This window comes from Thermoactinomyces mirandus, assembly GCF_013868055.1.
GTDB lineage: Bacteria > Bacillota > Bacilli > Thermoactinomycetales > Thermoactinomycetaceae > Thermoactinomyces > Thermoactinomyces mirandus.
The window spans coordinates 1-25,494 of sequence record NZ_JACEOL010000009.1 but is presented as its reverse complement, the minus strand read 5'-3'; the positions used below and the strand labels follow the sequence as shown (position 1 = coordinate 25,494).

The window sequence follows — 25,494 nt, the reverse complement described above, 5'->3', positions numbered from 1 at the left end:
TTCATATATTCAGGAGTTGCCGCAAATGAGTTTTTATCTGGGGCCCTTTAACAGGCCAGGCAAACAACTGGATTCAGGACTGGACAATTTTTTACTGGGCCTGGTGGATCGCCTGGGCGCCATTTGTGGGAACGTTTATTGCCCGCGTTTCCAAAGGGAGAACTGTGCGGGAATTCGTGATAGGTGTATTGCTGGTGCCGACAGTTTTTGGTGCATTCTGGTTCTGTATTAGGCGGAACAGGAATTCAAATGGACATGTCCTTGAATATCCCGCTATTTGAACAGATGAGTGATCTTGGAACGGAAGTTGCCCTGTTTTCGATGCTGTCCCACTTGCCTTTGAGCAGCATTATGATTATCCTGGCAGTATTTTTGATTAGCAGCTTCTTTATTACATCTGCCGATTCTGCTACATTTGTTCTGGGAATGCAGTCTACAAATGACAGTTTAAATCCTCCCAATACCGTCAAATGGATTTGGGGCATCATTATCTCTTCGTTTGCAGCCGTTTTGCTTTACTCCGGCGGATTGGAAGGATTGCAGATGGCTGCCATCATTGTTGCGTTCCCCTTTGCCTTCATATTGATCGGAATTGCTTTTTCCCTGGTCGAAGCTTTTCGGAAGGAAGTGCTCAAAACCGGGAAGGCATATGTCCAAAACCGGAAACCAACTGATCTGTTTACGGGTTAACTGAAAAGACCACTTCTGAATGCTGCTCTCAGAAGTGGTCTTTTTATAGAGTCTGCTGATCTGGCTTGATTTCATGATGATTTCCATATGTATTGCTATCAACCATTACCGAAAGGAATCAATTTCTCCATAATTCCTGTTTCCTCTGCAATTGTATTTGACAGCGGGCCATTTTACTTTCCGTAGCGCATCTGTCAACTCTGGTCCTGCTTTTCCTCTGCCAATTCCCGGGGTTCATTTTTCTCTCTGAACAGTTTAATTGGAGCAGGCCGGAAATCTGCCCAATTGTATTTTGGTTAATTCTCAGCGAAACACGATTGTTTTATTATCATGAACAATGATTTGGTCATTGATATGCCACTGTACAGCCCGTGCGAGGACAATCCGTTCCAAATCACGGCCCACTCTCTTCAGATCTTCTACCTGGTATCGGTGGTTGACACGACTGACGTCCTGTTCGATAATAGGACCTTCATCCAGGTTTTCCGTCACATAATGGGCGGTTGCACCGATCAGTTTTACTCCCCGTGCAAACGCCTGATGATAGGGTTTCCCTCCAATAAAAGCAGGCAAAAAGGAGTGGTGGATGTTGATGATTTGATTGGGAAAGCGTTCAATGATCTTGCCGGGGATAATTTGCATGTATCGAGCAAGGATCAGGGTGTCGGCCCGATGTTTTTCCAGTAGTTCAAGATGAATGTCAGCCATTTTCTCACGGGTCTCTTTTGTAACCGGTACATGATAATAGGGAATTCCCAGCGGAGTGACGATCGGTTCCATGTCTGGATGATTGGAGACTACCATGACAATGTCTGCTTTGAGTTCCTTTATGTTCCAACGCCAAAGAAGCTCCCGCAAAACATGATCTTCTTTGGATACGAAAATGGCCAACTTTTTCCTTTCCATCAGGTGTGTCATTCGCCAGGTCATCTGGAATCTGATGGCAATCGGCATGAATTGCTGCCGCAGATGGTCAATGCGCTTTGCAAAATTTTCCATGCAAAATTCAATGCGCAAAAAAAAGAAGCCTTCATGCGGATCGGATGAAAATTGGTCAGAGTTTAAAATATTGGCTCCATGTTCATAAAGAAATTGTGTTACCGTTGCGACAATTCCCAGTCTTTCCGGGCAGGAAACAATGATTGATCCCCGGTTCGAATCGATCGGTGCCGGTATGTATATGTGTGGTTTCATGTTCTGTCCTACTCCTTTGGTGGTTTTCTTACTATAGTATGATTGTTAAGAAAATCTATCAATCTTTAACTTTGTTTTCTGGAGATTCTATAGATAACTAGAGGATATTCGTGTTTTTTCCAAATCAAGTCAAAGAGAAAATGTATTATAAGTCAATCAGTTGCAAATTCCTTCACAAGAAGTGACGGGGATTATTGAAAAAACCTTCTCCGGCTGTTAAACGAGCACAGTCCGGATGAGAAATCGATGATCAGGGAAAACGTCAGGGAGAATATGCTGGCGAATTGTTTTTTCGGAAAGGAGAGAGGTAACACTGAATTGGTAAATTAATCCTTTGATTCGGCAATGATGCCGGCCACTGATTCAATGGTTACAATGGGGATAGTATTTTTTTCAGCATGGTGGACAGGTTAATGATTTCCGGTACTTCGCCCTTGCTCGCAGGAGAATATCAGATAGCCATCATGCCCGGATTGTGGGAGGTGTTATTTTATCTTTTTGGCCATTTATTTTGGCTGCCGAATTTTCTTTAATCAATGAAAACAATTCATGAAAGGCATATAAATTGGAAAATGCAACTTAGCAATTTTCTTTGAAGTCTATATGTATATTGTTGCGTAATGTTGGGGGATAGAGTATGGAAGGACACCATTCATTGATCTCAGTAATGATCGTTGTAATTGTTGCTTTTATTGTACCAATTGTTTTGCACCGCCTGAGGTGGAAGGCGGTTCCGGTTGCAGTTGCGGAAATTGTGGCTGGTTTAATATTGGGAAAAAGCGGTTTTGGCATAATCGGCCAGGACACATGGCTGGACATGTTGTCCATGTTGGGAATTATCTTCCTTATGTTTCTGAGCGGCCTTGAAATTGATTTTAATATGATTTTCCAATCCGGGCAAAAGAAAAAGGTTGACCAGAATCCGCTTCTGATTGGCATGCTCAGCTTTTTCAGCATTCTTCTCCTGTCTTTTGCGATCAGCTGGGGACTTTATGTGCTGAATCTGGTGAAAGAGCCTTATTTCCTTACCCTGATTCTTTCGACCATCTCCCTGAGTGTTACTTTGCCTGTGGTTAAGGATAAAGGGATTGCGAAACACCCGCTGGGGCAGTCCATCCTGGTAACTGCCGTCTTTGCCGATTTTCTGACCATGATTTTACTGGCGATTTATGTGGCGCTCCGGTCGGATAATGGGTTTTTCAGCGTTTTGCTGCTATTGCTTTTCTTTGTTGTTTTCTTTGTCGTTTACCGCATGATTCAGGCTTTCAATCCAGCCAATCTGGCTGAAACCATTTCCAGGGAAACCATTTCGATTGGAACACGCGGCGTCTTTGCCCTGATCCTGTTTTTTGTGGCATTGTCTGAAACGGTCGGAGCTGAAAACATCCTGGGAGCCTTTCTGGCAGGTGTGATTGTTTCCCTGTTGGGACCGAAAAAAGAGTTTGTCAGTCAAATGAATGCGTTTGGGTTTGGCTTTTTGATTCCCATTTTCTTTGTCATGGTGGGAGCCAAACTGGATTTGGTCTCCTTAATGGAAGATTCCCGTGCCCTGATCCTGTTTCCGTTATTATTGCTGGCTTTTGTCCTGTCCAAGAGCCTGGTCGTGTTTGTGTTCCGCAAGTGGTTCTCGTGGCGTGAATCGATCAGTTCCGGGATTTTGCTGACTTCGACGATCAGCCTGGTCATCGCAGCTGCTGCGGTGGGAATGGATCTGGGGATTATCAGCAACACCATGAATACGGCCTTGATCCTGGCGGCAGCACTTACGGTAATCATTCCGCCAATTCTGTTTCAACAGATGCTGCCGGATGCTTCCGGGAAGACCAGACCGCCGTCCGTATCCCTGGTAGGGATTAATGCAGTTACGTTAACACTGGCTCATGATCTGGAGAAAGACGGATACGATGTTCAGATTTATGGAGCAGACAAGTCCAATCTGGAATTGGATTATCGCCCTTATCCGATTATTCAATTGCCGGCGTTGGATGAGGAATATCTGGCCAGGGAAAACGGATTTGCCAGCGATATTGTTGTCCTTTTTACTCCTCACGACAAAAAGAATGTGGAATTGGCCAAGGCCGCGAGGAAACAGGGAGTTGAACGAATCATTGCCCGGGTGGAAGACCAGTCTTTGCAAAAATCCCTGAAAGAATTGGAAATCCAGCAAGTGTCTTCATTTTTCGCCAACAAAACGCTGGTTAAGGCATTGATCGAATGCCCCGCCGTGTTCCAGCTGGTCACTCACGACACAAGCAATCTGATGGAGATTCCGCTGATCAACCATCGTTATCATTTATCCCGCGTGCGGGATTTGACCTTTTGGGGGGATACCTTGATTGTACGTATTTTTCGCAATAACGAAGTCATCTTTCCCCATGGGGATACGGTGCTGGAAGTTGGAGACCGTCTCCTGATCAGCGGAAGCCCCGACCACATTCACCGGTTGATGAAGATGCTGCAGTAAAAAAAAGGGCTGGATTAAAAGCCCCGCAGCAGGAAGACAATTTTTGGAACCCGGCTCCAGGGCAAGCTTTTCAAGCAGCCACTTTCTGACATCAATATCAGAAAGTGGCTTTTTTATCTCCTGTTGTTCCCCTGTTTCAATTCAGCGGTTATCTTTCATATAGGTATCTTTCGGAGCGGTTGCTATAAAAGGACTCATCCTGCCCAGGCAGTAAATGTGCAAAGCATGCATGGCGCGGGTACATGCAGTATACAGAAGCTTGCGCTCGTTTTTTCGGGAATATTGTTTTTCCGAAGCATCGTAAATAATGACGGCATCAAACTCGATTCCCTTGGCCAGGTAGACGGGAATCACCAGCACTCCCGGCTGGTATTGAACCGTCTCTTTTCGAATCTGTTGCACTGGAAAAGGTGCTTTCTTTTCTAAAGCTTCGCAGGCCATTCTGCTTTCCCGGGCTGTCTTGCAAATGACCGCAATCGTTTTATATCCGGCTTTCTTTAAGACATCAATGCGTCCCATCAGTTGTTCATGAAGATCCGCCCGCTTGCTGACTTCAGTGACTGTTGGTTTCTCGCCTGGCCGCTCAAACGGTTCAATTGCATCCTTATTTTCAACAAGATGGCGTGTAAACCGGATGATCGGACAGGTTGAGCGATAGCTGCGCCGAAGTTCAAACATTTCCGTCTGTTCGCTTCCATACAGGGAAGAGAGCATATTCAAATTGTTATTTACAGGAACATGGGCAAAGACCGCCTGGTTGAAATCGCCGAGAATTGTCATTTTGCAACGCGGATAGATCCGTTTAATGAAGGAAAACTGGAAGGGCGAGTAGTCCTGTGCTTCATCGATAAATACGTGCCGGATGGAAGTATTTGTCCGGATTCCTTCCAGTCGGGTTTTCAAAAGCAAATAGGGGGTGGCATCTTCATAAAACAGCTTCCGTTGATCCAGTTTGGCCACCGTTTGCCGGCAGATGGCGGGCCACTGTTCGGGAAGATTCTCTATCCCAAGTTCGTTTCCTGCAAAGTCCGGGTCGGCAAACAACTGGCGGTACAGGGCCAAACTGTCAAGGTAGCGAAGATGTTTCACGAATTGAATGGATCGCTTTATTTGTTTTTGCACGACGATGCGGGCAAGCAGTTTTTGTTCCCGTTCAGTATCATCAAATGTTTCATCGGTAAAATGTTTTTCTTTTAGCAGTTGCTGGTCGGCACGAATATAATCGCTTTTGTCCAGCCACTGGATTTCATCTTCAACCCAGGTTTTTTTCTCCTCCTTCTTCGCCAATTGCTTCAATTCCGCGACCAGCCGTTGGGTCAGCAATGAAATACGGTTTGTGAGCGGGATGGAGGGATCAAGGGAAGCAAAATGTTGTTGAATCTCATCCGCCGGAATGATTGTTCCATTACGGAAGGGAATATCCCGGAATTTCAGTTTCCCATGTTCCAGGAAAGAAAAATAACGGTCCAGCAATTCCATGAACTTGCGGGAAGCTTTATACCGGATTCCTTCCATCCGCGCTTCATAACCCGGTTCATTGATGGCGGTCAGCGTATATTCGATTTGGGAAAAGGGATCTTCCAGGGCAAGCGTTTTTCCCAACCGGCGTTCCAGCAATTCCTGAAACGTGGTTTGCTGCATGTTTTCTTCTCCCAGTTCCGGAAGCACTGTGGAGACATAACGATTGAACATCGGGTTTGGCGAAAACAGAAGAATATTTTCTGCTCTTAGGGTTTTGCGGTAACGGTAAAGCAAATAGGCGATTCGTTGCAAAGCGGCTGACGTTTTTCCGCTTCCGGCTGCACCCTGTACGACAACAAGACGACTGTGTTCATTGCGGATGATGCGGTTCTGATCCTTTTGAATCGTTGCGACAATGCTTTTCATTTGGGAATCGGATTGTTTTCCGAGTACCTCTTTCAGGAGTTCATCGCCTATCGTTATGCCGGTATCAAACAGGCTTTCAATCAAACCGTTGCGAATCAAAAACTGGCGCTTGAGGTGAATCACTCCTTCAATTGTTCCAGCCGGCGTCCGGTATCTGGCCGGACCGGGGGGATAATCATAATACAGGCTGGAAATCGGAGCGCGCCAGTCATAGATGAGAAACTCATCATTCTGCTCATCTATGAGTGAGGCAATCCCCAGATAGATTTGCTCTTTTTCTTCCCCGTTTTCCGTAAAGTCGATTCTCCCGAAGTAAGGGGAGTATTTGAGCTTTTTCAAGGTATCGATCTGCTTTTGTACAGACTGGTGCCTGCGTTCTCTTTCCGATAAAACTCTCGCCTGTTGGTTGATGCTGGCAACTGTTTCGTGTATTTCAACATCATTGGAAAAATTGACCCGCACATCTTCCCAAAAATTTCTGCGTATATCCACAATATCCGATTTGACTCCACTTGCTTCCCGGTTGAGGAGGGTGAGCCGCCTGTCGATTTCACGGATAACGCGATCCACCCGTTGTTGTTCTAGCCGCCATTCGTTTTTGGGATGATTCATCATGTCACTCCTATAAATAAAAATACTTGACAAGTGAGAATTTATTATTGTACAATTATAATTGGGTTGTTGTGTGTAATATTTTACTGTTAAAGGGATAATTTTCATTATACTCATGTTTTCCGTAGAATGCAAATCGAATCGCAAACAAAGCAAGCCAGCTGATCCGGGATAGAGAGCTGGCTTTTTTATTGGCTATTTTGCAATTTATTCTTTCATTTATCCATTCTTAATGAAAAGAAATTGATTTGACATCACTTTTTGTGTTATATGGGTAAGGTTCCACGAGTGAGTGTTCCGGCAAAGATTTGGTTTGCTGTCTAATGAGGGATAATGATAAGTTAACTATTTTAGAATACTTTTTTAATATATAAGAATCAGCTTGTGATTGGAATGTTTTTGTGAGATGCTGTAAACGGTTACACATTATAAAGATGGTGAGGCAAATGGCAACGATAAAAGATGTGGCTAAAGAAGCGGGGGTGTCGGTTGCAACAGTATCCCGGGTATTAAATCAGAATGGATATGTTCAGGAGAACACGAGGAAAATGGTAGAGGCTGCAATTAAGAAGCTGAATTACTTGCCGAATGAAGTAGCCCGTTCTCTGTACTTCCAAAAGTCAAAGTTGATAGGCCTGATTATTCCTGATATTACCAACCCTTTTTTTCCCGTGGAGTAGAAGATTTCTTACAACAGAATGGATACCGCCTGATTATTGGAAACAGTGATGAGGATTTTGAAAAAGAGGTCAGTTATATTGAAACCTTCACCCAAAATAATGTGATTGGCATCATCAGCACAAGTAGTGAAGAAGTTTCCCAAAACCGGATCCATCATGATTTTCCTTTCGTTTGTTCAGATCAAAAAAGCGGCGGGAAAATGGCTGCACAAATCTTGCTGGAGCGGGGAAGCAGCAATATTACGTTATTGCGGGGCCCAAGAAATGTGCGGACAGCTTATGAAAGATTTTTTGCTGCCTTGGAGGTACTCGGGCAATCCAATGTACAGTTTCAGGTTTTGAATACTTCCTTTTCTTTTAATGGGGCTTTGGAAACTGCCAGAAAACTGTTTGAATTATATCCGGAAACTGACGGGGTTATTGCTGTGAATGATATTGCCGCATCTGCAGTCTTGAGGGAAGCGTTGCTTCAAGGCAGGAAGATTCCGGATGAAATTCAAATCATCGGGTTTGATGATATTCCCATGAGTCAGTTTTTGTATCCGGCTTTATCAACCATTCATCAACCAGCCTATGAAATGGGAAAGGATGCGGCGAAACTGTTATTGGAGCAGTTAAATCATTCTCATATCGAGAAAAGGCAAATCATATTGCCTGTTTCTTTCAAAGAGAGAGAGACGACAAAAAAGGCAGGGAATTCGTAATGGCCAAAATAGCAGTCATTGGGAGTTTATCAATTGACCTGGTTGTAAGTGCGGACAAGCGGCCGCAAGCTGGAGAAACCGTGTTGGGAAATTCATTTGAAACCGTTCCCGGCGGCAAGGGGGCAAATCAGGCTGTCGCAGCAGCATGGCTTGGAGCAGAGGTCATTATGATCGGCCGCGTTGGGAATGACAGTTTTGGCAACGTCATCCTGGAGAATTTGAAAGCAAATCAGGTCAAAACGCAATATGTGGAACCGGTTACACATGCCAGATCGGGAACGGCTCATATTACATTGGCAGAAGGAGATAACAGCATCGTCGTTGTCAAAGGAGCAAACGATTTTACAACTCCGGAATATGTCAGAAAAGCAGAAACGGCTATTCGTGATGCAGATGTCGTATTGATCCAGTGTGAAGTTCCGGATGAAACGGTGGAATATACGGCTGATCTTTGTGAAAGGTTGGGCGTTCCTCTTTTGCTGAATCCTGCACCGGCACGTCCAATCAGTAAGGATGTGATTGCCAGGTCTGCTTTTATTACGCCAAATGAACATGAATACAAGATTTTGTTTGACAGTGCAGATCGTTCAGAAGTTCTGCGAAAATATCCGAACAAATTAATTATCACTGAAGGAAAAAAGGGTGTGCGTTTTTTCAATGGAGAAAAGGAAATGGTTATTCCAGGTGTAACCATGCCGGTTGTTGATACAACGGGAGCCGGTGATACCTTTAATGCAGCTTTTGCGGTTGCGATTGCCGAAGGAAAATCCATAGAAAATACACTTGAATTCGCAAATCTTGCTGCAGCTCTATCAGTAACAAAATTTGGTGCACAAAGTGGAATGCCTACAATGGATGAAGTACAAAGGAGTAAACAGGGATGAAAAAGACAGGAATGTTAAATAGCGCCATTTCCAAAGTTTTACCAGACCTGGGACATACAGACAGGGTTGTCATTGCAGATATCGGATTACCTGTACAGACTGGTGTTACCAAAATTGATCTGGCCATAACGGTGGGAAATCCATCATTTGAAACAGTAGTGAAAGCAGTTCACGATGATATGGTTGTAGAGAAAGTGTTTGCTGCTAAAGAAATCATTGTTGAAAATGCGAAACAGCGTAATTTTTTGAAAAAGGAATTTCCTGATATGGTAAGTTATGTTTCGCATGAAGAATTCAAGAAGATGGTTGGTCAGGCAAAAGCGGTGATCCGAACAGGGGAAGCAACAGCTTATTCGAATTGCATTTTGCAGGCAGGTGTCTTTTTCTGACAAAGGAGGATGCATGATGCAAATTGAAATGCGCGATATTTATAAATCATTTGGCGCCAATAAAGTACTGGATGGTGTCGGGTTTACACTTCTTCCAGGTGAGGTTCATGCATTGATCGGAGAAAATGGAGCAGGAAAATCGACGTTGATGAATATTTTAACGGGTCTGCACAAAATGGACCACGGCGCATTCTTGTAAACGGCGAGGAGAAACACTATCAAAATCCCAAGGAAGCCGAAAATGACGGGATTGCTTTTATTTATCAGGAGTTGAACATATAGCCGGATATGGGGCCTGTTTTTGGCGTTTGTTCTGCTGTTTATTGTTGTGGCGGTATTAAATCCATCTTTTATAGCACCATTAAATATATTGAATTTGCTGAGACAGGTTTCTATTAATGCATTAATAGCTTTTGGCATGACTTTTGTCATATTAACAGGAGGAATTGATTTATCTGTCGGTTCTATCCTTGCCTTATCCAGTGCTTTGATGGCGGGTATGATTGTGACCGGTCTGGATCCGATCATAGCCATTTTAATGTCGGCGATCCTCGGGGCTTTGATGGGAGCAGTAAATGGACTCCTGATTACAAAAGGAAAAGTGGCCTCTTTTATTGCAACACTTGCCACAATGACCATTTATCGCGGACTGACCCTGGTTTATACAAACGGAAATCCGATAACCGGTTTGGGGGATCATTATACTTTTCAATTGTTTGGCCGTGGTTATTTCCTCGGTATTCCGGTTCCGTCCGTTTTGGCGGAAATGATGACGCCGTCAAAGCAGTAAAAGAAGGAAGACTAAGTGCAACCATTGCACAAACAGCCTGAATTGAACGGAAAGGAAGCGGTTAATGCCGCTTTGAAAGTGCTTAAGAGGGAAAAGGTCAACAGCAGGATTGCTGTACCTTTGAAACTTGTTCAATAGGAAAAAGTTTCAAGAGCCAATTATAATATTCCGCGAATGTCCGGTGTATATATTTTGCGTAATAATCGATTTGGACCATTCCGCTAAAGAGGCATAAAAATCGGCTGTAATTTGGATATCCAACTGTTTTCGTATTTTGCCCGAAGCAGGATAGACCGAAAAGTTTTCCGTCTTTCCATGCTGTTCATTATTCATTTGAACAACCACTACTCTCTCATAAGATTTGAGCGGAGGGAGCGTCGACGAAAGGAGACAAACTGGAGAAGCAGACCAACACAGGGTTGCACTTAGCGTAGATAACCCCCTTCTGAAAACTGGGTACAGAAGGGGTTTTCCAATAAACTGATCAAAAAATCGACAAAGGCGACATTTTCACCATTAAATTCATGGCAGCAAAAAACGCATCGCCTGCATCTTAACACAACGCTTCCTGCAATGCGTCGTCCAAATGCATTCCATGCTTCACTTTCATATCGGAAAAAACCGCTCAATCACAATAAATCCGTATCCTGAAAACGACGGGCATAATTTTTTCTGAACCTTGATGTTTTATTATTTTTTCCGTTTATTCATCATGATCGCGTTCAATGTCAGTAGAATGTTGTTTGTTATTCAAATAATGATGGAGCAAAGCGTTTGGGGTCCATTTCTTTAAACTTTGCCCGTTTAAATTTATCTTTGAGATGGAAAGGGACAGTACAGTCAAAAATGACTTTACAAGAAATTCCCTTATTCCGAATAGAAGGACTAAAGGCTGGAATTTGCGAAGGGTCCAATGGATGGCAACGTACTCCCGGAATAATGATTGTATCCACATCTCCTTGATAACGTGTATTTAGAGCCCATAATACATCGTTGCTATCAAATGGATCTACATCTTCATCAACCAGGAATACATGTTTAAGCTCAGGAAATGCTGATAATGCCAACAGGGCGGCTTGCCTCTGACGACCTTCGTCACTTGGTTGACTCTTTTGAAATTGTAATACTGCCATAAGTTTACCGCCACCTGAAGAATGGGCATATACATTCAGCAGCTTCCCAGGCATGGCTCTTTCAACCATTTGCAGAATACTTGCTTCAGTTGGAATACCGACCATACTGACATGTTCTTCACTTGGCCCAATGACTGTTTGCATGATCGGGTTTTTACGATGAGTAACAGCTTTTACTTTAATTAACGGTACAGCGGGATTGGCTTCACCCGTGTAGCCTGGAAATTCCGGCATTGCCTTGCCGGTATTTGTATTTTGGTCTTCGCGAACATAACAATCAGGAATCAACTCACCTTCGATCACGTATTCAGCATTGGCAATTGCTTTTTCATTAATCGTTAAACATTGAACAAGTTCTACTGCCTCATTTCGAAGGGCTCCGGCAATACCCAATTCGTTATACCCCAGTGGTGTGGTTGGAGGCTCAAAACATGCACCAATTTCGATAGCCGGATCTACACCGACACTGATTGAAATGGGCAGTGGCTCTCCAAGTTTTTCTGCTTTTTCACGGAATACACCTAAATGTCGTGCACCTGGTGTAAAGAACATTGAAATCTCATCTTTACTTTGCAAGCACAGACGGTGGATCGTTATATCTGATTCACCCGTTTCTGGATCAGAGGCATAGCACATTCCCATTGTAATATATGGGCCGGCATCTTCTTCCGTATTTGTTGGTGCAGGAATTAACTTTCGAATATCAAAACCCGGTTCATTGGCGTAGTGAACTACCTCCTGACATTTCGCCTTATCATTAGGTACAACAACTGGCTGAATTGGATGTTGTACCGCTTCATTCAATAAAAAGCCAAGACGTTCAGGTTTTTCATTTAGCAGCAGACCCACTCTTTCACGGCTTGCCAGAAGACCAATGATAACTCTGGCATCTTCGTGACCTTTTACATTATTGAAAATCATGGCTGGTCCGATTTGTGTTGGACGCATGACAGTTCCGCCAGCACCTGCATATCGATACACACCTGATATTTCCGCGTGTGGGTCCACGGGTTCATTGGTTTCAACAAGTTGGCCGGGAACTGATTTAAGCAATTCAATAGCAGAGCGTAAATCATATTCTCGTTTGGTTTCTTGCCTGGAGTTCACTATCAAAGACATCTCCTTTTAAATTCTTTTATAATAAATCTGGCTTGAACAAATTTATTATATAGTTACAAAACATCAGACTCAATCGCCTGGGATGACAGGATTCGGTAATCAAATAATCCCGGCGGGCTGAAAGGGGAATATGACAGGCCTGAAATCTGGCATCATTGGTTTCAGCGGGACAGTAAATCGCATTATTATTTGGAATGCTCAATCTTTTGGGGGCCACCAGTGGCAAGGTGCCTTGGCTGCCCGGATGAACTGTGCCAAAAAAACAGGAATATTTCGATTTCCATGGTTTTTGGGATTCAGTTCGGCATTCGCAGCCGGAAAGCACACTTTTCGGCGGACCGTACAAAGCCATCCTTGTTCACGACTTTGCCTGCAGCAGCGTCCGATTTTGTCTGCAAAAATCCAGGGTTGCTGTCATCTTTGAGGCAACGGCTTTTTGTTGATCAAGTGTAAAAGTTTCGATAAATCATAACAGTTATTCGCTGTTTTTTTGCCAATATATGATACATTTAAACTAGCGTCGCTAATAAAAATTATACCAACAATTAAATAGAGAGGGAATTTGTAAATATCCTCGGGTCTTTTGTTGCAATTGACAGGAAAGAGAAATTGAACATATACATCAAAACAGGCTGTTACGCAAGGCACGTTTAAAGCAGGAAAACGTGTAAAGTGCACATGGGAGCAGGTTATTCCGGTATTAAAAAGAGAACAGTTCCATTGGAACATTTTTAGGGGGTTATAACCAATGCAAGAGGGAAATATAAGTGCAGAAAAGCTGGAACTGATTTTGTCGGCTGTTCAGCAATTGGCAGAAAAGCAGGATGAATTGAAACGGCAGATAGCCGGGATCGATCAGCGGTTGAAAGAATTGAACCGGATTGCTGTCAAAGGAACAAATCAGGTAATGAACAATGTGGAGGAGACAACTCCGGCTTCAATTGAAAACGAGGCGCAGGTTTACCTGCTCGACGGTCAAATGATGCCGCTGGAAACAGCCAGTTTTCAGATACAAAAGGAATTGCTGGAATTGAAGCGGCGTGTCCGGACAACCGAATGGGAGCCATTTGCTGATTCGGTGTGAGTGATTTCCCCCCAGTTTTAATAAATCCCGGTTTGAAGCCAGGGCGACTTTCGCTCCTGGCTTTTTTTAACCGTTACAAGAATTGTATATTTTTCGGAGACGACTTTCAGGGCTTGTCCGGCCGTTGGGAAACGACTGTTTTGATCTGAAGCAGTCTGGCAATGTTTTCGCAAGTTTTCACCAGATTTTCCCGTCCCTGTTCCAAAGCATTCTGCAATGTGGTTACTCCTTGAACAATGCTGAAAACAGCATCTATCCCATGGTCAAACACGACTTCATAATCTGTTCCAAGGGAACCGGCGACAGCAATTACAGGAAGGCCGTATTTTTTGGCCCGTTTTGCCACGCCTGCCGGAGCCTTGCCGTAAACCGTCTGGGAATCAATTTTTCCTTCGCCGGTAATAACCAGGCTGGCATCGTGTAGATGGTGATCGAAATTGGCAAAATCAAGGACAATGTCAATCCCTTTTTTCAATTTTCCATCCAGAAATGCGATGACAGCCGCTCCCATTCCGCCCGCAGCGCCTGTGCCGGGAATATCTTTAACCGGTTTTCCCAGGCATTTTTCCAGTACTTTGGCATAATTGGCCAGATTTCTGTCCAGGATTGTTACTATTTCTTCCGTTGCTCCTTTTTGGGGTCCAAAAACAAACGAAGCTCCTCTTTCTCCGGTAAGCGGATTATCCACATCGCAAGCAGCTTCAATCCTTACATTTTTCAACCGTGGATCCAGTGAGGTGATATCGATGGAGGCAAGTTTGCCAAGCATGTCTGGCCGAGGGGGCAATTCATGTCCAGTCTCGTCCAGAAACCGGACCCCCAGGGATGCCGCCATTCCGGTTCCCCCGTCATTGGTGGCAGAACCGCCAAGTCCCAATATGATGTGCGAAACACCACGGTTTAACGCATCCATGATCAATTCTCCCGTGCCTTTGGTGGTGGCAATCAGAGGATTTCTCCGCTCTGACGGCACCAGATGGATCCCTGACGCGGCAGCCATTTCAATAAATGCCGTTTTTCCATCGCCGGATATTCCATAAAAACCGTCAACCGTATCCCCAAGGGGACCGGTTACCGGCAGGCGAATTACCTTTCCGCCTGTAGCATTGGTAAGTGACAATGCCGTTCCCTCTCCGCCATCGCCAATCGGAATCTTGATGAAGGTGGCGGAGGAGAGGATTCTGCGAAAGCCATCTTCGATTCCCTGACAAACTTCCACGGCGCTCATGCTTTCTTTAAAGGAATCAGCTGCAATGACAATCTTCATTGCTTTTCACCTCTTGAAAGAGTGATTTTTCTTCCGGGAATCCGGAACAGGCAGGGCAATGCCGGATGGACGTTGGGGCTGCGCAGCAAGTCGAGCCCCAGCCGACCGAAACTGCGTATGCGATTGTATCATATTGTTTCCCGACTTTTCGAACCCTCCTGAACAGTAGCTTCCTGCGAATTATGCAGCCCTAGACATACGGGATTGATCATATCGGAACGCTTTTTTCCATTGTTCTTTTTCCCGGACTTGAGCCAAGTGGATATTTATCCCTGTCGGTTCTGTCTAAAAAGATGGATTGAGATCTGACTGCAAACACCGTTTTTACGACAGGGGAATCGAAAGACTTTGTTGTTATGAGCGACTTATTCACAGAAGTTGGTCTTCACCTTATGTTCTTATGTTTTTCCAGGTTATGTCAAGCCGTTTTTAAACAGGCGACAGTAAACCCTATATGATTAACAGCAGGCTGAGCGCCATCACCGCCATGCCGCCGATCAATCCATAAATGGACAAATGAGCTTCATCATACTTTTTGGCGGCAGGCAACAATTCATCAAGGGATATAAAAACCATAATGCCTGCTACCGCTGCAAAAATTATTCCGAACATGATGTCATTAAGAAAAGGCATTAAAATAAGGTATGCAAGAATTGCGCCGACCGGTTCAGACAAACCGGATAAGAAGGAATGAATAAACGCTTTTTTCTTGTCTCCTGTTGCAAAGTAGAGAGGAACGGATACGGCAATTCCCTCCGGAATGTTATGAATGGCAATCGCAATTGCAATCGCGATACCAAGGGCTGGATCCTGCAGGGCGGATGTAAAGGTAGCAATCCCTTCCGGAAAGTTATGAATGGTAATCGCGAGTGCTGTAAATGTTCCCATTTTTAATAATTCCGGTTTTTCCACCGCTTTTTCCGCTTGATTCATATCTTCCACTTTCTTAAGTTCATGCGGGTTTCCGTTTGTTGGAACGAACTTGTCAATTAATGCGATAAATATCATCCCGGCAAAAAAACCGGCAACGGTTACCCAGTTCCCCATTTCAACTCCCATTGCTGTAATAAGTGCATCTTTTGCCTTCACAAAAATTTCAATCATGGATACATAAATCATTACACCGGCGGAAAATCCAAGGGCTAATGACAAAAATTTGGTGTTTGTTGTGGATGTCATCAGTGCCAGGCAACTTCCGATTCCTGTTGCAAGACCTGCCATGAGTGTCAATCCAAATGCCAGTAAAATATCTTCAGGCAACGTATTTTCCTCCCTTGTAAAATTCTGGTTTGCATGAACCATTCAGGAGTGACTGGATGCATTTGGGAATAAGTGCGCCACACATACCCGGGTGGTAAATCTCTCCTGAACGGTCGAACGAAAGATATTGCTTTCGGGTCAAGTAACTTACCTGACGGCGAAAGCCAGAGGGGACAATGGCATGTCATCAAAAGCGGGGACTGTCGGAAGGCGTAAGTTTTCCGGCGATGTAACGGACTCATCCCCTGTCATCACATGCCTGAAACTCAGGGATCATCCAACAGGACGGTTCAATTTTTGTCGTCCCAACCCTTTGTCTGGTAAGTGGCAGGGATGATCTCAACCGTACTACTAGATCTATCGCTGGTAAATTGCGGGATCACCTACAGGATCTGAGTCCCACAGAGACGGAGTCAGTAATCAGAGGGCGGGAAAACAACCACGTTTTTGCTGGTTTACCACGATTCTACTATAATGCGAAAAAAGTGAAAAGAAAATTAGTGCACTCGAGGTAGAAAAGATTTTATAAAAAAATATATCCATTTTATTTATCTATAAATTTATTATTACAGGTTATTCTTCTCAAGCCAATACGCTGCAAGAAACCATCAGGCTGTTGGATATCAGACGTTGAGAAAGATGGTTAGCCTCCCCTGAACGGACCAACATTTTTATCCTTCCATCGATAAGCCAAGTTTTATCCGCATATAAATAAAAAGTGGTTTGTTCGAAACAACATTCACCGATGAACCCAGATGAACATAGGGTAATCATGACCAGGCCCATATGCCAGCGGGATGGAGGTGCGTAAAGATTGCCAGGCATATTTACCGCTATGGCTTTGTTGGTCAAAGAGGTTATCACATTCATTTCCTATATCAAGAACAACGCTTTCCCCCAACCCCTTTCACCGGAAGAAGAGGAAAAAACACTGAAATTGATGGCCAAGGGAGATCCGGAAGCACGCAATCGGCTGATTGAACATAATCTTCGGTTAGTGGCGCATATTGTCAAGATGATATAGACACAAACCAGGGTCAAAAAATCATTGTACCGTCAGGGTTCAAGTTGGGGAAGGTGAAGGCATCCAGGAACAATGTCGTCTGCAAGAAGCGGATTGTAGATCAGGAGCAGCCGGTTATTTTTGTTGAGTGAAGAGTGGACAGGCTAAGGAAATGTTTTTGAATCAGAACATTTATATCATTTGTCCAGAAGATGGATTTATTCCCGATCTTCCTGGGGGAGAGGGGAACAAAAAAAGTTCCAACAGCATTTTAGAACCCCGCATGTAAAGCCGCTGGCATTACTTCAATCCAATCAAAAACAAGCCAGCAAAGAATTCCTGCTTTTTCTCTCAGGATTGGACCTCTGGCTCCGATGGCTGTTGCGGCGGGGTTTGATCTCTCTTTCCTGAAATACTACGGCGGCTGCTATTTCTTGCAGGGAGGCGGATGGTTTTAGGTATAATTAACCTTTTCGTCCTCCTGATTATGACTTGGCTTTTGTCTGGGGGCTCAGGGGTTCAGTATAATCAGATACCCCTTCAAGGGTTTTACCCCCACGCAAGCGAGAGAGTTTACTGCTTGACAAAAAAAACATCAGCAACATAATCACTGCACTTAAGGTAAATGGAATATTCATCTGCACATCATATAATGCCCCGCCGACCATCGGCCCAAAGATACGCCCAAAGCTATTGAACGATTGCATAATCCCTAAAGCAGCACCCTGCCCACCTGATGCATTATTGGTTACCAGGCTCGAAGTAGTGGGACCCAGCAATGTCCAACCTATATTAAATACCGCAGATGTTACGTATAACCATAATACATTGGGCGCTAACAGCATTAGCAGCATACCTGCCGAACCAATCAGCAAACCTGCTTTTACCAATTTTACATCACCAAAGCGCTTGACCAGCCGGCCAATCAGACCTCCCTGCAAAACTGCGCTGACAATACCTAAAACAGCAAATAAAATGCCGATCTCCTTGGTACCAAAGCCCGCTTTATCTGCCGCAAATGGAGCAAAGATTCCTTGAAACAGGGACGAAGTAAAATTAAAAACAAAGCATATTACAAACAACATGAACAGTGGGTTTTTTACCACATCCCAAGTGATGCCGGGTCTTTCTCTGACTGTTGTTTTATCTGTTTGATCATGTTTCTTTAAGGATTCGGGCAAAAAGAAAATGGCAAAGGGCACGGTCAACACAGCCAGACCACCGGCTACAAAAAAGGGCAAGGCAAAATTTTCGCTGCCCAACCATCCCCCCAAAGCCGGCCCGATAACCATTCCCATTCCCATGCCCGCACCCAGTATGCCCATCCCCTTGGATCTTTCTGCGCCGCTGGTGGTATCGGCAATATAGGCCATCGCAGTAGGCAAGGTAGCCGAAGAGAGAATGCCTGACAATACTCTGATCGCAAACATCATCCACAGCTCAGATGCAAAACCGAATAAAGTAAAGGTAATTCCATAGCCAATCAAACCGGTTAACAGTACCGGTCTTCGGCCAATTCGGTCAGACAACTTGCCCCAGAAAGGAGCACAAATAAACTGCATGACTGAATAAGCTGCCATAAAAAAGCCTAGCGCCGTTGCCCCGCCGCCCAAATCAAAAATTAAAAACGGGAAAATAGGAATCACAATCCCGAATCCCACCATTACCAATAACAAAGTAACAAATAAAACCACAATTGGCTTAAAAATTTTACCCATTTTTAATCCCCGCTTTTCCATATATGTTGATCCAATATGTTCTTCAATTCTTGGTTATTTAATAATCTGGGTATTTTGACCTGATTTTCTGAAGCTCCTCTTAGAATTAACTCCTGTTTCAAATGTTGAAAACAGCCTGGTTTTACAATATTCAGCAACAGGTTTGCGATTCGTCCGGCCTTAATGCCGGCCTCGTAACGGGGATTGGCTTGCTGCAGAGCTTTTTCCAGAATCTCTTGCCAAGCGGTAATGTCTGTTGCTTTTTCAGGTTCCTGCACCTCAACGTAAAATACATACCTCCCCACAGGCCCATCCAGGTCAATCGAGGTTGTATAGTCCAGTAAATCCGTCCCCCATTGCCGGGCAGCGTGCCTTAATGCAGCCAAAACGGCATCCTCTGAGGTTTTTTCAGCCGCCACGTTAAGCAACTGCCCTTTTCTGTACAGGAATTCAATGACGGGACTGCCGTTAAAGTAATCCACCACCTTGACGACATCACCCAGTTTATAGCGATAAAGTCCGGCTTGATTGGTTACCACCACCTCATAACTTTCACCTTTCTCCAGTTGACCCAGGTTTAACACAGTAGGATTGGACATTTCCGACTCTGCAACCGGGATAAATTCATGGTAAGCCGTGCGGGGTGTAACCACATAAGTAACATCATTCATGCGAGTACATATTCCAATCATGGCTTCAGTAGAACCGTACACTGCCGAATAGTAGGGGATCGTGCCGGTATACCGGCGAAGTTTATCCATATAGATACGGAAACTTCCTCCGGCAACACAACAAAGATATTGTATTTTGGGCCATAATCGGAGTGCGATATTCTCCATGCCTTGCTGGGCTTCTGCTGCCAATTGTTCGGCACGCTTGGCATCAGGGCTCATCCGCCTGGTCAACCGAAGCCTGATATCCTGCTCCAGTTCCAGGTGTTTGTTTATTTTTCCCTCACCCAGGTCTTCTGCCAAATTCGGCCACTCTTGCTCCAACAACCGGAATAACTGCAATATGGTTGATGGAAAAGGTGCGTTAATATAGGCCAGATCTATTTCTTGCAGGGCAAAAAGCAAGTGCAGGTACAGGGCAGTACGTTGGTCTTTCAGTTGCAATATTTCTGGTGGCGATGTCCACATGTAAGGTACAATAAACTTCATGGAATTCATGCCCCCCGAGGTGGCGGCACCAATGGGAATCCCACCCCTGGTACTCCCGGCCTTTACGCTGTTCATCAGAAACAACCCCCTGCCGCCGCTCCGGGCTCCTGGCACAGCTTTTAGCAGCATGCCCTGGGTTAGCAACATCATATTACTGTTAACCACTTTCCGGCTTGTTGCCGTAACCGGTATTAGCTTGCTCTTTCCCGTAGTCCCGGAACTCTGGCCAAAATAGATTACGGGTAAAGAGGTCAGGACATTGGTTTCACCATCCGCCATTCTTTCAATATAAGGGCGGTAGTCCTCATAAGTGGTTAAAGGAACCTTCTTTTGATAATCTTCGGCTGAAGTTATGGAAGAAAACTGGTATTTGCGCCCATATTCGGATTCGCTGTTTAATTTCAGTATTTCCATTAATACGGCTTGATTCACTTCAGTCGCCCGCCGGGTATCCTCTTCAAATTTTTTTCTGTATTTATCGGCGGCAACGTTCATGGTAAAACCAAGTATTTTTTGGACAACAGCCATAATCACTTTCCTTCCTAATTGTTTTCAGTTTCATATAACAAGCTTATTGTTGTTTTTTTAATACATATTCCATATATAGAAAAAGGGAGTTAGAAGGGAAGATGGATTTGATAAGCACAAACCTAAAGACAAACTTATAAGTCAAAAATACTGTTATTTATTTTCTCCTGTTAAATAATTATTAGCTTAATAAATCCATTTGTCCAGACATTTAAACAACCTTTGAAGTGATAGGAAAAAAGAGAGCTTCCCTGACCACCGGATAGCTCTCTTTTTTTAAGGAAACAGATTTTCCCTGAATATCGTCAATAAAGGAAACTTCCTCACAAGTCTGGTTCCTGACACCTGTTTAAGATTGTCCAATAAGTCCATCCAAAAATTGATATATTTCTTCAAGTTCTTCTTCTTTTCCTGTAATGCAATTAGGATATTGCTTGATTTCAGCAATACTTGTTATTTTGAAATCATTTGGCGTTGGAAACCCCGACGCACAAATTACCAAATAATCGGCAAAATAGATTAATCCTGTTATTGCAGATGTTTTCATCGTCATTTTCCCCATTGTTCTTCCGGCCAATAATCCTCTGACCGCACTTTTTCCACCGGTTCTTTCGATGACAATTTTACTATCGTCAATTGTTACTTTTGTTCCCGATTTTAACTCAAAACTTTTCATTTAGAATGCTCCTTTCTGTTTGGTTGGTGTGCTCTTTTTTATTCGATCAAAAGACTTCATTTGAAGTATGTTCATAAAAAATTCATTATTCTATTAACTTTTATATCAAAGCAGTCTAGGATCGAAGTAGTACTTTCCTTGTCTCCAAGGCATTGGGGGAAACAGCACTAGTGGCATATCCACATTGTCAAATAAACAGAGAAAAAAGGCCTGAGGTTTTTCCTCAGGCCTAGACATTGACTATTCGTACAGATCCTCAATTTCCACCCATGTTTTATTTTGCAGATTGAGTACATCATCTGCTTCATGGGTTCTTATATAAAACTGAATTCGGGATGGTCGATCAGTCGCTATATCAAAGCACTCGGAAAAGAATGGAATAATCAACTCGAATACGATATGATCCAGTCTGTCAATCCGGTTTATATAATCATCATTTGGGTCAATAAATTTATCAAGCTTGATTCTAATTTGCACTTCATCTAAAAGTGTTTGTATCCTGCTATAATTAATTTCTTCTCCATCAGACATCGGAGTAATACTAATGCCGTATATACCGTATTCACCACTGTGCACTTCAAACAAAACTGTGTCTGTTTCTGGAGGAAATTGATAAGAAAGTACCTTTTTGATGTTTTGGATTATACTATCTTCATAAGCATAAACAGCTTTTTTAACATCGATACGATTGATCATCTTGCTCTCTCCCAAGTCTTTTTTGTCAGGGAGAGACGGTAATATGAATCTTTTTTCATTTTTAGGATTCGACCTATATCCTGTTAGTTTAGCAAATTAAACTAAGCAATTTTTCTCTCTTGATCCTCTTGTCACTTCCTGCTGGATAATTTGCAAGGAGATACTCTTTTAAACGTTCTACCAATTCTTCTTGGTATTCGTCTACTTGTTTTATTTTTTCCATGAACTTGTCAATGGTTTCATCACTTTCTGATTCCAGGGTTTGAGGAAGACTTTTTCTTTTTTCATACTTGTAGGCTTGCCAAGTGGTATAACATATGGCATCCAAAATACTAAACCAAGTCAATTCAACTTGAGGATCGTTTACTACTTCATCGTACATTGCTTCCAACAAAAATAAACCATCTTCATAGCCATCTTCATCTTCACGATCTAGTTTTTCATAAAGTTCATTACTACTATATTTCCTTTCTCCAACCCATTTCCAGCACATATCCATGGTTTGTCGTACCTCATGGAACCATTCGTAGTTTTGTATTTTACCCATGATTTTTTCAGATAATGTTAATAAAAAAGCTGTTTTGGCATCATCCATTACATTTTCATACCATTTCATAAATTTATGGACCTCCCTACCTAAGGATTTCCAAGATTTGCATCCATACATATCTCCGAAATCAGGGGCTTCGAAAATCCCGGGGGTTGTTTTTGAAACGCCAATCCACATGAAATAAGGATAAAATAGAGTTTTCAACTGGAAAGTTACAAGGAAAATAACTTGGTAATTTTACTCAAAAATGAGGAGTACGGATATTGATGCAGAAAACCATTGATAATGGTGCTTGTCTAGAGAGATACATACAGATCTTCTGTTGGCTCTGATGTTACTCTCAAAAAAAGTGCTTTCACAGCATTATATCTTTGCTCTGCTTAGCAATGATTATTTTCGTTCCAATAAGATAAATTAAATGTTCTTATGGATACAATAAAGCTCGTGTGTGAATATGGAGGTTTAGTGTTTATAATGACCCCATACGCTTCCAGACAAAAGAGAGAGTATAATAGGAAGCAAAAAAGGGGTCTTTTTTATGGGACGGAGAAAATGGACTGCTGAGGAAAAAATGGAGATTGTTTTGGCAGGGATGGCACCAGGTGCCAATATCTCCGCTGTTTGCAGAGAATATGGAATTGTACAAACTCAGTACTACAAATGGCGGGAGGCCTTCATTCAAGGAGGTCTGAGTGCATTAAAAACAGGAATCTCTCATCGTGAACAAGAGTTAGAAAAGGAATTGGAAAAGGCCAAAGCACTCATTGGTGAAAAAGAAATCCAGATTGAGATTCTCCGAAAAAAGACGAACTGGGGCCGAAGGTAAAGACCCGGGATCTGGTGCGGATCCTGCATAGCGAGGGGTATTCGGTCCCGCAAATCACGGTTGCCCTTCGCATCAATCGCACCTACGGATATGCTCTGCTCAAGGAATATGAGCCCAAGAAGCACGAACGCTTTGACGAAGCAAAGCTTCGTCAAAAGATCCAAGATCTTTGCGGAGAATTTCCGACCAATGGGTACCGCCGAATCCGAGTGTGGCTGTACAAGCGCTATCAGCTTCGTGTCAACCACAAGCGTGTTTACCGCATTATGAAAGAGTTAGGTTTACTAACCCGTTCCAAAGGAGGAACGGCGAAAAGAAAAAAGCAATCGGGCCGGATCCCGGTCACCGGCTCTAATCAGCATTTTCAAGTGGATATGACGAAGATTTGGTGTGGATGTGATGGCTGGGGTTATCTGTTTGCTGTGATTGATGCCTATGACAAAGAAATCGTGGGTTATTCCTTCTCACGGTTCTGCCGAACCGATGAGCTTCTTTCTGCTGTTAATCAAGCACTGGAAAAACGTTTCCCTCAAGGAGTCAAAGGCCATGGCCTGACGATTCGTAGTGACAATGGTTGCCAAATGACCAGCCGACGATACGTCAAAGCTCTTCAAGATGCCGGAATTAAGCAGGAGCGAACAGGTTACAACAACCCTGATGCCGATGCTTACATTGAGCGTTGGTTCCGGACGCTGAAAGAGGAAACGGTTTGGCTTCAGGAATACTCCTCTTTCTTGGAAGCCAAAAAAGATATCGAGCGCTACATCCGATTCTACAATGCAGAGCGACCGCATTCTGCATTAGGATATCTGTCTCCAAAAGAATTTCGTCAACTTTTATCTTCAAATGCGGCTTAAATGTCTGGACTTTTGGGGTTCATTAAGTGTTTATTCCTGAAGATATCAAGCCTAATTTTGTAGAGTGGTTAATATTGTGTTATATCGGTGAACCGGGTGGATATGGGTATCATGATCGCTATCGAAAAGTATTTTATAGCAATTCAGGTGCACCACTCTCTTTTGAATTCTACAGAATGATGATAATTTGAATAAAAATTTATTGGAACAAATAGTAAGTAAGAGTACTGCAATTCAAAAAGCAATAAATAAATTTGTAAAAAGAAGATTGGATGAAATTTTGGATATATTTAATAAAAAATAGACTTATTTGGCACCTATTTTGTTGCTTTTTTTGTCGATAATAGAGAAAAAAGGTAAAATTTGTTTAACTGCTTGTTTTTCTATTGACCAAGGCATGATAAGAACTGGCCAGAAGTTTATCTTTTTGAAACAGTTTTCAGTAGATATATTTTTGGTATTATTCTCTCTTTTTGGAACATGCTTTATGGCGGTAGCGATGTTTTAAGGAAGATGATAATTCTGCTAGACTTTTTGATAGAGTTAGAAAACAAAAATCAGGTCATGCAGGATCGATGAACCATCACCATCATCAAACGAGATTACTGAATGACCTGATTCTCTGTGTTTATATGGCTTTAAGAAATTAGAAAGAAAGCCATACTGATTAAGGATGATTTATCCCCCTAACTTTATATAAATGGTTATACTAAAGTTGATATATCTTCTTCATCGATCCATTGTTTACTTTGTAAATGGTAAACTCTAAGTCCATCAGTGCGTTGAATAATACATGGAATTGGAAAGTGTTGGCCTCTGTTTTCATCAAATAATTTGCCAACATAATTTGCAAATAATTCCTGTGTATAAGATTCTAGTTCTTCAAGGAACTCTTCATTATAATTATCTTCCTCTTCATCCCATTCAACATCGATACCTTCCAGAAGATTACAAACCAGACTCATTTCTTCAAAAACTGAAAAAGGCACGGATCCATTTTTGTCTTTATTCAATGAAGAACCAAAAGGTCCATCAAGTGGAATTGGAATCACAGAGTATGCTTCTTCATAGATTTGTAATTGAAAAAGAAGCAATTGTGTATCAGGATGATAGGGAAAATTTAAAATGTTCTTCGTTTTTTCAGAAAATGTCTCTAAATTTGACTCTATATTCTCTTGCAGTTTTGTTTAATATCCTCTGACAACATAGTAATACCTCCAATTTTTACTCTCTGCCAATGTTACCGCCCCAGGTTTTTCGCCCACCTGTATGTGGTAAAAACCTATTATGTACTTTGGCTTTAACTAGGGCGTGTCTGATGAA

Annotated in this window: 18 protein-coding genes and 5 pseudogenes; 12 read left to right on the top strand and 11 right to left on the bottom strand. The window is 43.0% G+C overall.

What is annotated here, in order from left to right:
* Nucleotides 1-35: 35 nt before the first annotated feature.
* Nucleotides 36-690, top strand: a pseudogene (locus H2C83_RS17590) (BCCT family transporter).
* Nucleotides 691-993: 303 nt separating this feature from the next.
* Here H2C83_RS17590 and purU read toward each other — a convergent pair.
* Nucleotides 994-1,884: a formyltetrahydrofolate deformylase gene (purU, locus tag H2C83_RS03085; RefSeq protein WP_181737654.1), complete on the bottom strand. Its 891-nt coding sequence runs from the start codon at nucleotides 1,882-1,884 to the stop codon at nucleotides 994-996.
* 637 nt (nucleotides 1,885-2,521) lie between these two features.
* Between purU and H2C83_RS03080 the strand changes: the two genes are divergently transcribed.
* A complete protein-coding gene (locus H2C83_RS03080) occupies nucleotides 2,522-4,348 on the top strand; it encodes a monovalent cation:proton antiporter family protein (RefSeq protein ID WP_181737652.1) in 1,827 nt (608 codons plus the stop codon).
* A 141-nt stretch (nucleotides 4,349-4,489) separates the two neighbouring features.
* Here H2C83_RS03080 and helD read toward each other — a convergent pair whose 3' ends face one another.
* A complete protein-coding gene (gene helD, locus H2C83_RS03075; protein WP_181738065.1) occupies nucleotides 4,490-6,847 on the bottom strand; it encodes an RNA polymerase recycling motor HelD in 2,358 nt (785 codons plus the stop codon).
* A 446-nt stretch (nucleotides 6,848-7,293) separates the two neighbouring features.
* Between helD and H2C83_RS03070 the strand changes: the two are divergent.
* The 6 genes and pseudogenes from H2C83_RS03070 (at nucleotide 7,294) to H2C83_RS18040 (ending at nucleotide 10,432) form a co-directional block, all read left to right on the top strand.
* Nucleotides 7,294-8,231: pseudogene (locus H2C83_RS03070) on the top strand (LacI family DNA-binding transcriptional regulator).
* Nucleotides 8,231-9,115, top strand: a complete 885-nt coding sequence (gene rbsK / locus H2C83_RS03065) for a ribokinase (RefSeq protein ID WP_181737650.1) — start codon at nucleotides 8,231-8,233, stop codon at nucleotides 9,113-9,115. Before H2C83_RS03070 ends, rbsK begins: the two are co-directional and overlap by 1 nt.
* Entirely contained in the window at nucleotides 9,112-9,504 is a 393-nt protein-coding gene (gene rbsD, locus H2C83_RS03060) for a D-ribose pyranase (protein ID WP_181737648.1), read from the top strand. The genes rbsK and rbsD overlap by 4 nt, the downstream gene beginning before the upstream one ends.
* A gap of 16 nt (nucleotides 9,505-9,520) precedes the next feature.
* Nucleotides 9,521-9,783 (top strand): annotated as a pseudogene (locus tag H2C83_RS03055) (ATP-binding cassette domain-containing protein); the annotation flags it as partial.
* 7 nt (nucleotides 9,784-9,790) lie between these two features.
* A pseudogene (locus H2C83_RS03050) lies at nucleotides 9,791-10,261 on the top strand (ABC transporter permease subunit); the annotation flags it as partial.
* Between the two features lie 48 nt (nucleotides 10,262-10,309).
* Nucleotides 10,310-10,432, top strand: coding sequence for a hypothetical protein (locus H2C83_RS18040; protein WP_281364081.1), 123 nt, complete (start codon nucleotides 10,310-10,312; stop codon nucleotides 10,430-10,432).
* A gap of 608 nt (nucleotides 10,433-11,040) precedes the next feature.
* Here the strand turns inward: H2C83_RS18040 and H2C83_RS03040 are convergent.
* On the bottom strand, nucleotides 11,041-12,546 hold the full coding sequence (locus H2C83_RS03040) for a UbiD family decarboxylase (RefSeq protein ID WP_181737646.1): 1,506 nt from the start codon (nucleotides 12,544-12,546) through the stop codon (nucleotides 11,041-11,043).
* A 748-nt stretch (nucleotides 12,547-13,294) separates the two neighbouring features.
* On the opposite strand from H2C83_RS03040, the gene H2C83_RS03035 reads away from it, so the two are divergent.
* Nucleotides 13,295-13,630: a hypothetical protein gene (locus tag H2C83_RS03035; protein ID WP_181737644.1), complete on the top strand. Its 336-nt coding sequence runs from the start codon at nucleotides 13,295-13,297 to the stop codon at nucleotides 13,628-13,630.
* A 106-nt stretch (nucleotides 13,631-13,736) separates the two neighbouring features.
* Here H2C83_RS03035 and H2C83_RS03030 read toward each other — a convergent pair whose 3' ends face one another.
* Both H2C83_RS03030 and zupT read right to left on the bottom strand, forming a co-directional pair.
* Entirely contained in the window at nucleotides 13,737-14,897 is a 1,161-nt protein-coding gene (locus H2C83_RS03030) for a glycerate kinase (protein ID WP_181737642.1), read from the bottom strand.
* A 450-nt stretch (nucleotides 14,898-15,347) separates the two neighbouring features.
* The gene (zupT, locus tag H2C83_RS03025) at nucleotides 15,348-16,157 is read right to left on the bottom strand and encodes a zinc transporter ZupT (protein WP_181737640.1); all 810 of its coding nucleotides are present in this window, start codon (nucleotides 16,155-16,157) and stop codon (nucleotides 15,348-15,350) included.
* Nucleotides 16,158-16,971: 814 nt separating this feature from the next.
* Between zupT and H2C83_RS03020 the strand changes: the two are divergent.
* A pseudogene (locus tag H2C83_RS03020) lies at nucleotides 16,972-17,172 on the top strand (RNA polymerase subunit sigma-70); the annotation flags it as partial.
* A 473-nt stretch (nucleotides 17,173-17,645) separates the two neighbouring features.
* On the opposite strand, the gene H2C83_RS03015 reads toward H2C83_RS03020, so the two are convergent.
* The 5 genes from H2C83_RS03015 to H2C83_RS02995 form a co-directional block, all read right to left on the bottom strand.
* Nucleotides 17,646-18,899 (bottom strand): MFS transporter, encoded by a 1,254-nt coding sequence (locus H2C83_RS03015; RefSeq protein WP_220183975.1) that lies wholly within the window; start codon nucleotides 18,897-18,899, stop codon nucleotides 17,646-17,648.
* The gene (locus H2C83_RS03010; RefSeq protein ID WP_181737638.1) at nucleotides 18,881-20,566 is read right to left on the bottom strand and encodes a GH3 auxin-responsive promoter family protein; all 1,686 of its coding nucleotides are present in this window, start codon (nucleotides 20,564-20,566) and stop codon (nucleotides 18,881-18,883) included. The genes H2C83_RS03015 and H2C83_RS03010 overlap by 19 nt, the downstream gene beginning before the upstream one ends.
* 349 nt (nucleotides 20,567-20,915) lie before the next feature.
* Nucleotides 20,916-21,242, bottom strand: a complete 327-nt coding sequence (locus H2C83_RS03005) for a hypothetical protein (protein ID WP_181737636.1) — start codon at nucleotides 21,240-21,242, stop codon at nucleotides 20,916-20,918.
* Between the two features lie 240 nt (nucleotides 21,243-21,482).
* Nucleotides 21,483-21,938, bottom strand: a complete 456-nt coding sequence (locus H2C83_RS03000) for a hypothetical protein (protein ID WP_181737634.1) — start codon at nucleotides 21,936-21,938, stop codon at nucleotides 21,483-21,485.
* Between the two features lie 88 nt (nucleotides 21,939-22,026).
* On the bottom strand, nucleotides 22,027-22,554 hold the full coding sequence (locus H2C83_RS02995; protein ID WP_181737632.1) for an Imm6 family immunity protein: 528 nt from the start codon (nucleotides 22,552-22,554) through the stop codon (nucleotides 22,027-22,029).
* 472 nt (nucleotides 22,555-23,026) lie between these two features.
* Between H2C83_RS02995 and H2C83_RS02990 the strand changes: the two genes are divergently transcribed.
* Nucleotides 23,027-23,314 (top strand): transposase, encoded by a 288-nt coding sequence (locus H2C83_RS02990; protein ID WP_181737630.1) that lies wholly within the window; start codon nucleotides 23,027-23,029, stop codon nucleotides 23,312-23,314.
* A gap of 14 nt (nucleotides 23,315-23,328) precedes the next feature.
* Nucleotides 23,329-24,171 carry an IS3 family transposase gene (locus tag H2C83_RS02985; protein WP_181737628.1) on the top strand — a complete coding sequence of 281 codons (843 nt, stop codon included), beginning with the start codon at nucleotides 23,329-23,331 and terminating at the stop codon, nucleotides 24,169-24,171.
* A gap of 704 nt (nucleotides 24,172-24,875) precedes the next feature.
* On the opposite strand, the gene H2C83_RS02980 is transcribed toward H2C83_RS02985, so the two are convergent.
* Entirely contained in the window at nucleotides 24,876-25,223 is a 348-nt protein-coding gene (locus H2C83_RS02980) for a hypothetical protein (protein ID WP_181737626.1), read from the bottom strand.
* Nucleotides 25,224-25,494 lie beyond the last annotated feature (271 nt).

What these genes read in the sequence shown, in the direction of transcription:
- purU (WP_181737654.1), bottom strand. Translation starts at nt 1,884, where the DNA reads ATGAAACCACACATATACATACCGGCACCGATCGATTCGAACCGGGGA.
- H2C83_RS03080 (WP_181737652.1), top strand. Translation starts at nt 2,522, where the DNA reads ATGGAAGGACACCATTCATTGATCTCAGTAATGATCGTTGTAATTGTT.
- helD (WP_181738065.1), bottom strand. Translation starts at nt 6,847, where the DNA reads ATGAATCATCCCAAAAACGAATGGCGGCTAGAACAACAACGGGTGGAT.
- rbsK (WP_181737650.1), top strand. Translation starts at nt 8,231, where the DNA reads ATGGCCAAAATAGCAGTCATTGGGAGTTTATCAATTGACCTGGTTGTA.
- rbsD (WP_181737648.1), top strand. Translation starts at nt 9,112, where the DNA reads ATGAAAAAGACAGGAATGTTAAATAGCGCCATTTCCAAAGTTTTACCA.
- H2C83_RS03040 (WP_181737646.1), bottom strand. Translation starts at nt 12,546, where the DNA reads ATGTCTTTGATAGTGAACTCCAGGCAAGAAACCAAACGAGAATATGAT.
- H2C83_RS03035 (WP_181737644.1), top strand. Translation starts at nt 13,295, where the DNA reads ATGCAAGAGGGAAATATAAGTGCAGAAAAGCTGGAACTGATTTTGTCG.
- H2C83_RS03030 (WP_181737642.1), bottom strand. Translation starts at nt 14,897, where the DNA reads ATGAAGATTGTCATTGCAGCTGATTCCTTTAAAGAAAGCATGAGCGCC.
- H2C83_RS03015 (WP_220183975.1), bottom strand. Translation starts at nt 18,899, where the DNA reads ATGGAAAAGCGGGGATTAAAAATGGGTAAAATTTTTAAGCCAATTGTG.
- H2C83_RS03010 (WP_181737638.1), bottom strand. Translation starts at nt 20,566, where the DNA reads ATGGCTGTTGTCCAAAAAATACTTGGTTTTACCATGAACGTTGCCGCC.
- H2C83_RS03005 (WP_181737636.1), bottom strand. Translation starts at nt 21,242, where the DNA reads ATGAAAAGTTTTGAGTTAAAATCGGGAACAAAAGTAACAATTGACGAT.
- H2C83_RS03000 (WP_181737634.1), bottom strand. Translation starts at nt 21,938, where the DNA reads ATGATCAATCGTATCGATGTTAAAAAAGCTGTTTATGCTTATGAAGAT.
- H2C83_RS02995 (WP_181737632.1), bottom strand. Translation starts at nt 22,554, where the DNA reads ATGAAATGGTATGAAAATGTAATGGATGATGCCAAAACAGCTTTTTTA.
- H2C83_RS02990 (WP_181737630.1), top strand. Translation starts at nt 23,027, where the DNA reads ATGGGACGGAGAAAATGGACTGCTGAGGAAAAAATGGAGATTGTTTTG.